Annotated in this window: 7 protein-coding genes; 2 read left to right on the top strand and 5 right to left on the bottom strand. The window is 63.9% G+C overall.

The window, feature by feature from the left end; translation table 11 throughout:
- A partial coding sequence (locus EN932_RS26320) for an amidase (protein ID WP_164890627.1) occupies positions 1-1,300 on the top strand: 1,300 nt, incomplete at its 5' end.
- Between the two features lie 143 nt (positions 1,301-1,443).
- Positions 1,444-2,145 (top strand): TetR/AcrR family transcriptional regulator, encoded by a 702-nt coding sequence (locus EN932_RS26315; RefSeq protein ID WP_013531378.1) that lies wholly within the window; start codon positions 1,444-1,446, stop codon positions 2,143-2,145.
- 107 nt (positions 2,146-2,252) lie between these two features.
- On the opposite strand, the gene EN932_RS26310 is transcribed toward EN932_RS26315, so the two are convergent.
- From EN932_RS26310 to EN932_RS26290, 5 genes are all read right to left on the bottom strand, one after another.
- Positions 2,253-3,011, bottom strand: a complete 759-nt coding sequence (locus EN932_RS26310) for an MBL fold metallo-hydrolase (protein ID WP_127370230.1) — start codon at positions 3,009-3,011, stop codon at positions 2,253-2,255.
- 20 nt (positions 3,012-3,031) lie between these two features.
- A complete protein-coding gene (locus EN932_RS26305) occupies positions 3,032-4,096 on the bottom strand; it encodes an ABC transporter ATP-binding protein (protein WP_127388464.1) in 1,065 nt (354 codons plus the stop codon).
- Entirely contained in the window at positions 4,093-4,875 is a 783-nt protein-coding gene (locus EN932_RS26300; protein ID WP_013531381.1) for an ABC transporter permease, read from the bottom strand. The genes EN932_RS26305 and EN932_RS26300 overlap by 4 nt, the downstream gene beginning before the upstream one ends.
- Position 4,876: 1 nt before the next feature.
- Positions 4,877-5,779 carry an ABC transporter permease gene (locus EN932_RS26295; protein WP_127388463.1) on the bottom strand — a complete coding sequence of 301 codons (903 nt, stop codon included), beginning with the start codon at positions 5,777-5,779 and terminating at the stop codon, positions 4,877-4,879.
- Between the two features lie 13 nt (positions 5,780-5,792).
- A partial coding sequence (locus EN932_RS26290) for an extracellular solute-binding protein (RefSeq protein ID WP_128369164.1) occupies positions 5,793-6,185 on the bottom strand: 393 nt, incomplete at its 5' end.

The following is a 6,185-nucleotide window of genomic DNA, read 5'->3' as shown; positions in this document are numbered from 1 at the left end:
CAACTGCCTCACCTTCACGCATTTCGACGAGGCGATGGACCTGGCCAGGAAAGCCGAGGCGAAATACGCCAGGGGGGCCCGTACCGGGGCGCTCGAGGGACTGCCGATCGGCATCAAGGACGAGAGCTACATCAAGGACAAGCCGACCTCGCACGGCTCGCTGCTGTCCCGGGATGCCATCGGTGGCCATACGTCGACGATGAACGAGCGCATCATCAAGGCCGGAGGCATTGTCCATGCCCGCACGGCGACGCCTGAATTCAGCTGCGCCGGCTACACCTGGTCGAAACGCTGGGGCGTGACGCGCAATCCGTGGAACCCGGATTTCACGCCCGGCGGTTCGTCCGGCGGTGCCGCGGCGACGCTGGCGTCCGGCACGTCGTCGATCGCCACCGGCTCGGACATTGCCGGGTCGATCCGAATTCCCGCGTCGGCCTGCGGTCTTGTCGGCTTCAAGCCGCCTTACGGGCGCAATCCGGACGAGCCGCCGTTCAACCTCGATTTCTACTGCCACACCGGACCTTTGGCGCGAAACGTCGGGGATGCGATCCTGCTGCAGAACGTGATGGCCGGACCGAGCCCGCTCGACATCGCCACGCTCCGCCCCAAACTGCGCCTGCCCAGCGACTACAAGCCGATCAAGGGCTGGAAGATTGCTTTCTCGATGGACCTCGGTTCTTTCGAAGTGGACCCCGATGTGCGCAAGAACACGCTTGCCGCCTGCGATGTGTTTCGCTCGCTTGGCGCCACGGTCGAGGAAGTCGATCTGGGCTGGGGCGACGACGTGCTCAAGGCGGGCATGGCCTATCTCGAACATCTGTTCGGCGCCTCGCTGTCGCAACTGCTCAAGGAGCACGGCAAGGACATGACGAGCTATGCCAGGCAGTTCGCCGAGGACGGGCAGAGGTCGAAGGCGACGGACTTTGTCGGAACACTGGAAGTGGCGGCCAGGATGTACCAGACGCTGGGGCCGCTGCTGGAGACCTACGATGTGCTGATCTGCCCGACCAACGCGCTTCCCGCCGTGCCGGCGGAGTTCGATCAGACAACGGGCACGGTCGAGATCAACGGCAAGCAGGTGAACCCGTCGCTTGGCTGGGTGATGACGACGCCGTTCAACATGATGAGCCGCTGTCCGGTTCTATCCGTGCCGTCGGGCCGGGCGGCAAGCGGCGTGCCGACAGGCATCCAGATCGTCGGCCGCACCTATTGCGATGCCGATGTCTTCCGGGCGGCCATGGCCTATGAGACGGCCAAGGGGCAGTGGTACACAAACGCCGAAACGCGCCCGTCGCTATAACAGGGCGATGCGGCCCTTGCCGCGATCGTGGTTGATCTGCGGTTTCGGTTGTGGTGAGCCGACGCCGGACACCTCGAATAGACGGATCCGTGGCGGCGGCGTCGGTGATCGCCGGCAGAAGGTCCGAAAGGAGCTGGACGAAGATGGCGCAACAAAAAGCTGCGGCGGCAAAACGCAAAGGCGCAACGGCGAAGAATGGACGTGCCGCAAACGATGCCGCGCCGCCCAAGGACCGTCGGCGCGAACGCGGCGAAGCCAGCGTGCAGCGGATCATCGACGCCACCATCGAGCTCATCGCGGAGGAGGGGCTGGCAAGCGTCACCATGCAGCGCATCGCCGAACATGTCGGCTCGTCCAATGCCCTGGTCGTCTTCCATTTCCGCAGCAAGGAGAACCTGTTTCGCGCCGTCCTGCAGTATCTCAGCGATCGATATGATGAGCTGTGGGTGACGCTGGTGCGAGCGCCCGGCCTGTCGCCGGTTGAGCGGGCCCTGGGCGCGGTCGATTGCGCGCAACGTTTCGCCCGCCAGCACCCGAAATGGGTTTCGGTCTTTGTCGTGTTCTCCAGCGACCGCAAGAGCATGCAGATCTACAATGAGATCGGCCTGCCGAGCGATCTTGCCTACACCGCCGAAGCGCGCGAGCTGCTGATCGAGATTTCGCGCAGCGGCGGTTACACCGGCGTCGACATCGACACGCTGTCGGAGAGCCTGAATTATCTGGTTCATGGCGCCTGGTACTGGGATCATCTCAATCCATCCAGCCGCGACACCAACGTGCTGCGCAAGACCATGCTGCTCCTGCTGCATCAAGCGTTTCCGCGGCATTTCGAATTGATGCGCTAGAGTAATTCCAGGAAAAGTGTGAAACGGTTTTCCGTCCGGAATTGCGCCAAACAAGGAGTTGGAGTGGTTCGCCGTTTCCGTGAAACGGTGAACCGCTCTGACCGCTTTCAGGGCTGCCGCAGATGGCAGCCGGCTCGCCGCTTCTGTTCCAGATACTCGTCGACGAGCTGGCGGTAGCGCACTTTGCCGAAACTCGGGAAATGGCCGCCATGCACGACCGAGACATCGAGGTCGCGCATACGCAAGAGCGTCGCCATGTAATCGGGGATATCCGAGTGGTAGACATCGTCGATCAGCGGGCCGTCATAGATGATATCGCCTGATAACAGGATGCCCGTCCTGTTTTCATAGAGCGCGATGCCGCCGGGCGAATGGCCGGGCGTGTGGATCACCTCGAAGGCACGATCGCCGAGATCGACGACGTCCCCATGCTCGAGCAAACGGCCGGCCGGTGCGGGCAGAATGCCGTAGCGCGCCGTGTCCCAGCCTTGCGGCATGCGATCGAACATTTCGTCGGTCGCATAGGTGCCGGCTGCCGTCCACTCGTTACGCGGATCGGCGAGGATCCCGGCCTCGGCGGCGTGCACGCAGCGCTCGGGAAATTCGTGGTGACAGCCTATATGGTCGAAATGCGTGTGGCTGGCGACGCAAATCAGCTTGCGCTCGCTGACCAACGGCACGTGACGCCTGAGGCTGAAATGGCCAAGCCCGGTGTCGAACAGGAGATCGCGATCGCGGCCGCGCACATGCCACATATTGCAGCGGAAGAACGGTTTTATCCAAGGCTCGTGGATCAAGGTCACGCCATCGCTCATGCGGATGGTCTCGTACCAGTCTGGTGCCTCGATGACCGCAAGCGTTGCCATGTTTCAATCCGTCAGAAAGTTCAGTCCGTCAGCAGGATGATCTGGTCGGTATCGCAGGAAATCGCGACCCTGTCGCCCGGCTGGACGGTCGCCGTCGCGGGCAATTTGGCGATGAAGTGGAGCGAAGGGTCCTCGACGGAAACGGCGAGCACGCGCTTGAAGCTGCCCTGGAAAACCACGTCGCTCACCTCGGCCGTGCCGAGCCTGACACCGCCGCGCGCCTCGCCGAGGACAAGATGCTCCGGGCGTATGGCCAGCGCAACGGTAGAGCCGACCGGCAAGGCGCCGGGCAGCGAGACCGGCCCGACCGGCGTCGCGACGGTGCTTGTCCTGTCGCTGGCCTCCGTGACCGTGCCGGCGAGGATCGTGCTTTCGCCCATGAAGGTCGCCGAAAAACGCGTCGCCGGCCGTGCGTAGACGCGCTCTGGCGGACCTTCGTCCTCGATGCGCCCGTCATTCATCACCACGCAATGGTCGGCCAGCGCCATCGCCTCTTCCTGGTCGTGCGTGACATGGATAAAGGCGGTGCCGATGCGCTTCTGGATCGCCTTCAATTCATCCTGCATCTGCCGGCGAAGTTTGAGGTCGAGGGCGCCGAGCGGCTCGTCGAGCAAAAGCACCGCCGGCTCGATCACCAGCGCGCGCGCCAGCGCCACGCGCTGCCGTTGGCCGCCGGAGAGCTGATGCGGCTTCTTGTCGAAGGCAGAGGCGAGACCGACCAGCGCCAGCGCCTCGCGCGCCTTTGCGGCGCGTGTCGCGCCGTCGACGCCCTGCATGCGCAGGCCGAAGCCGACATTGCTGCCGACGCTCATATGCGGAAACAGCGCATAGTCCTGGAACACCGTCGTCGTCGGGCGCTTGGCCGGCGGCACCGACGTGCAATCCTCGCCACGGATGAACACCTTGCCTTCGCTGGGCGTGACGAAGCCGCCCAGAATGGACAAGAGCGTCGTCTTGCCGGAGCCGGACGGCCCGAGCAGGATCGTGTAGCTGCCGGGCTCGATCTGCAGCGAGACATCCTTCAGCACGGTGTGCTGGCCGAAGCGATGCGAGACACTGCTGATGTCGACGAGGGGCGCGCTCATGCGGGCTTTCTCCGAAGCAATGTCAGTTCAAAAAACACCACCAGCACGATGGAGACGGCGAAGACCAGCGAGCCGACGGCATTGGTCTTGGGATTGAGGCCGGAACGCAGCAGGTTCCAGATCTCGACCGGCAGCGTGGTGTCGAAGCGGGTGAGCAGGAAGGAGATCACGAATTCGTCCCAGGAGAAGGTCATCGACAGGAAGAAGCCGGCGAAGATGGCCGGCGCCATGACCGGCACGGTGATCAACAGCAGCACCTTCCATTCCGGCGCGCCGAGGTCGCGCGCGGCGCGCTCGATGTTGATCTGGTGGTCGCCCATCTGGCTGTAGATGATGGCAAAGCACAGCGGCAGATTGATCACGACATGGCCGATGCCGGCGGCAAGCAAGGATTTCGGTACGCCGGCCCAGTTGAACAGCACCAGCAGCCCCATGCCGATGATGAGATAGCTGACCGTCAGCGGCAGGGTGATCAGCCCGCGCAGCAGGCCGGAGCCGGGCAGGACGAAGCGGGCAAAGCCCCAGGCGGAAAGGAAGCCGAGCGTCACGGCGGCGAGCGAGGAGATGGACGCCACCAGCAGCGAATTGACCAACGCCGAAGTCAGCCGTGGGTCCGAGAGCACTGCGTCGTACCAGCGCAGCGACGGGCCGGTGAAGGGCGGGATCGGGAACGACGTCGCCTGCAGCGAAAACAGCACCAGCACGATCACGGGCAGGAAGATGAAGCCGTAGACGGCAAGCGCGTAGAGCCAGGAGGCGATGCGGACAATCCTGCGCATCTCAGGCCCGCTCGATCTTCAGCCAGCGGGCGCAGGCGAGATAGGCGATGGTGACCACCGCCATCAGGATGATCGACAGCGCCGAGGCCAGCGGAAAGTCGCCGCGCCGGCCGATCTGCATCATCACCAGCTGCGGCATCAGCAGCTCGTTGTTGCCGCCCAGGATCTGCGGCGTGATGTAGTCGCCGATGCACAGCACGAAAGTGAGGAAGGCGCCGACCATGATGCCGGGCAAGGTCAGCGGCAGCACGACATGCAGGAAGGTTCGCACCGGCCCGGCGCCGAGATCGGCGGCCGCCTTGCGGTAGCTCGGGCTGAGCTGTTTGAGATTGGCGAAGATCGTCAGCGTCAACAACATGACGAAGAAGTGCACGAAGCCGGTGATGGTGGCGAAACGCGTGTTGGCGAGATGCACAGGCTCGCTGATGAGACCGGAGCCGGTCAGCGCCCGGTTTACGACGCCGTTCTGCGCCAGCGCCAGCAGCCAGGAATAGGAGCGCACGACATAGGAGGTCCAGAACGGCAGCACCGCCAGCATCAGCGCCAGCCGCTGCCAGCGCTCCGGCACCTGTTCGGCGAGGATCCAGGCGAAGGGATAGGCGAGCAGCACCGAGACCACGGTGACGATCGCGGTCACCTCAAGCGAGTTCACCATCGCCTGCCAGTAGGAAGGGTTGGTGAAGAACTGGCTGTAGTTGGACAGCGTGAAGCCGCCGCCCTCATGCGCCGTCAGGCTGGAAAACCCCATGGCAATGAACGGCAGCACGAAGAACAGCAGCGTCCAGCCGAGCGCCGGCGTGACCAGCGCCCAGGGCAGAGCAGAGCTCGCCCGGGGCAGAGCAGAGCTCGCCCGGGGCAGGGTATGGCCCGCCCGGGGCAAGGGGTTGTTTCCAGCCGAGCTCATGAGCGCTATCGGCTCATTTCGCCTGCAGCATTTCGGTCCACATGTCCTGCATCTTCTTGTCGAGATCGGCGTTCGGCGCCGGATAGGCCTGGGCACGCGTCAGGAAGCCCGGCTGTTCGTCGAAGCGCAGCACCTTCTTCTGGTCGTCGGTCAGTGCTGCCTTGGTGTTGGCCGGCATGCCCCAGTAGCAGGAGGAGGTGGCAAGCCGCGCCTGGCCCTCCGGGCTCATAATGTACTGGATGAACTTCAGCGCCATGTCCTTGTTCTTGGAATCCTTGAACATGGCCAGCGACTGCGACCACAGAACCGCACCTTCTTTCGGGATGGAGAAGTCCAGCGCCGGGTTTTCCTTGGCCAGGCCCGCCGTCACCCATTCGCCGCCGCCGACCAGTATGTCGACCTCGCC

It is taken from the genome of Mesorhizobium sp. M7A.F.Ca.US.002.01.1.1, assembly GCF_004022955.1.
In the GTDB taxonomy this organism is placed as follows: Bacteria; Pseudomonadota; Alphaproteobacteria; order Rhizobiales; family Rhizobiaceae; genus Mesorhizobium; species Mesorhizobium ciceri.
Note: the sequence above shows the minus strand (reverse complement) of the source record. Positions and strands in the feature narration are given on the sequence as shown.

Coding starts and splice junctions, on each gene's coding strand:
- EN932_RS26315 (WP_013531378.1), top strand. CDS start 1,444: ATGGCGCAACAAAAAGCTGCGGCGGCAAAACGCAAAGGCGCAACGGCG.
- EN932_RS26310 (WP_127370230.1), bottom strand. CDS start 3,011: ATGGCAACGCTTGCGGTCATCGAGGCACCAGACTGGTACGAGACCATC.
- EN932_RS26305 (WP_127388464.1), bottom strand. CDS start 4,096: ATGAGCGCGCCCCTCGTCGACATCAGCAGTGTCTCGCATCGCTTCGGC.
- EN932_RS26300 (WP_013531381.1), bottom strand. CDS start 4,875: ATGCGCAGGATTGTCCGCATCGCCTCCTGGCTCTACGCGCTTGCCGTC.
- EN932_RS26295 (WP_127388463.1), bottom strand. CDS start 5,779: ATGAGCTCGGCTGGAAACAACCCCTTGCCCCGGGCGGGCCATACCCTG.